This is a genomic window from Xanthomonas sp. SHU 308 (assembly GCF_000364645.1).
GTDB classification, from domain to species: domain Bacteria; phylum Pseudomonadota; class Gammaproteobacteria; order Xanthomonadales; family Xanthomonadaceae; genus Xanthomonas_A; species Xanthomonas_A sontii.
This window is the reverse complement of record NZ_AQOK01000892.1, coordinates 1-1,570: the sequence shown is the minus strand read 5'-3', so window position 1 is coordinate 1,570 and position 1,570 is coordinate 1. Positions and strand designations below refer to the sequence as shown.

Genomic DNA, 1,570 nt, shown 5'->3' with positions numbered 1-1,570 from the left:
CGGGTGCCGCTGCGCGCCGACGGCGCCCACGACGTCAAGGCCATGGCCAGCGCCGATCCGAATGCTGGCCTGATCTACCTGTGCAATCCCAATAACCCGACCGGGTCGGTGACCAAGCGCGCCGACATCGAATGGCTGCTGGCCAACAAGCCTGCGTCCAGCGTGCTGCTGGTCGACGAGGCCTACCTGCACTACAGCGACGAGCCGTCGGTGATCGACCTGATCGGCCAGCGCCAGGACCTGCTGGTGCTGCGCACCTTCTCCAAGCTGTATGGCATGGCCGGGCTGCGCCTGGGCCTGGCGGTGGCCGCGCCGGGGCTGCAGACCAGGCTGGCTGCGTTCGGCCAGAATCCGGTGTCGGTGCCTGCGCTGGCCGCCGGCATCGCCAGCCTGCAGGACCTGCAACTGGTGCCGACCCGCCGCGCCGAGAACGCGCGCATCCGCGACGCCACCATCGCCTGGCTGCAGAGCAAGGGCTACAAGTGCCTGCCGTCGCAGGCCAACTGCTTCATGGTCGACGTCAAGCGCGACGGCGCCGCCTTCGCCGCGGCGATGGCCAAGCAAGGCGTGATCGTCGGCCGCAGCTGGCCGATCTGGCCGAAGCTGGTGCGCGTCACCGTCGGCAGCGAAGCGGAGATGCTGCGGTTTCGGGATGCGTTTGTTAAGGCGCGCAAGTAGCTTGGGGGCCGGGAATCGGGAATGGAGAATCGGGAATCGTAAAAGCGGGTTGCCTTGCGGCTGAGGCGTGGAGAGGCTTGCCCTGGCCTTCCCATTACAGGTCCACGGTTCACTAGCCTGGCGTCAGTGCGCCAGGCTTGGAGAGTCGGGATAAGGGTACGCAAGAGTCAAAGCCAGGGGTTCTGGCGTTCGGCGGCGGTCGTACCCTCATCCGCCCCCTTCGGGGTCACCTTCTCCCGAAGGGAGAAGGGGAGCGCGCGCGGGGGGTCAGAGGCGGGGATACGCTTTTACGATTCCCTATTCCCGTTTCCCCATTCCCGGCACCACGCTCACCAGCGCGGCGCCTTCGTCAATGGCGGTGCCTGGTGCTGGCGGTCGTAGGCGCGCAGGTCGTCGCGGATGTGGGCGATGCGCTGGCGCCCGAGGGCGTTGCGGCTGTCGTCCAGGACCACGCCGTCGAGCAGTTCGCCCATGCGCTGCACGGTCGGCAGCATCTTCTCCCAGGCGTCGAGCGCGGTCAGCGGCGCCGGCAGGGTCAGGAAAAAGGCGATCGCCGGGGTCTCCATCTCGCGGATGTGCGCCATGTCGAAGCTACCCGGCTTCATGATGCTGGCCATGCTGAAGATCGGGCCGCGCTCGGGATGCCCTTCCACCAGGCGGTGGAACACGTTCATGTGGCCGAAGGTCAGGCCGGTCTTCTCCGCGGCCACCACGATGTCCTCGCCGCGCAGCACCTGCCCGGCGCGGGCGGCGACATACAGCGAGACGATCTTGTCGAAATCCTGGCTCGGCCGCTTGCCGAGGTCAGCGCCGGGCGCCTCCGCGGCGGGCAGGCCCAGGTCGGGCTGGTGCGCTTCGCCGTCCGCGCCGGGCGCGGCCAGCGCGTCGTCGC

At 68.6% G+C, this 1,570-nt stretch carries 2 protein-coding genes; one reads left to right on the top strand and one right to left on the bottom strand.

Going from position 1 to position 1,570, the window contains the following annotated elements; translation table 11 throughout:
- The coding region (locus tag D588_RS0122955; RefSeq protein WP_017917657.1) for an aminotransferase class I/II-fold pyridoxal phosphate-dependent enzyme at positions 1–678 on the top strand (678 nt) is incomplete at its 5' end.
- 329 nt (positions 679–1,007) lie between these two features.
- On the opposite strand, the gene zipA is transcribed toward D588_RS0122955, so the two are convergent.
- A partial coding sequence (gene zipA / locus D588_RS0122950) for a cell division protein ZipA (RefSeq protein WP_017917656.1) occupies positions 1,008–1,570 on the bottom strand: 563 nt, incomplete at its 5' end.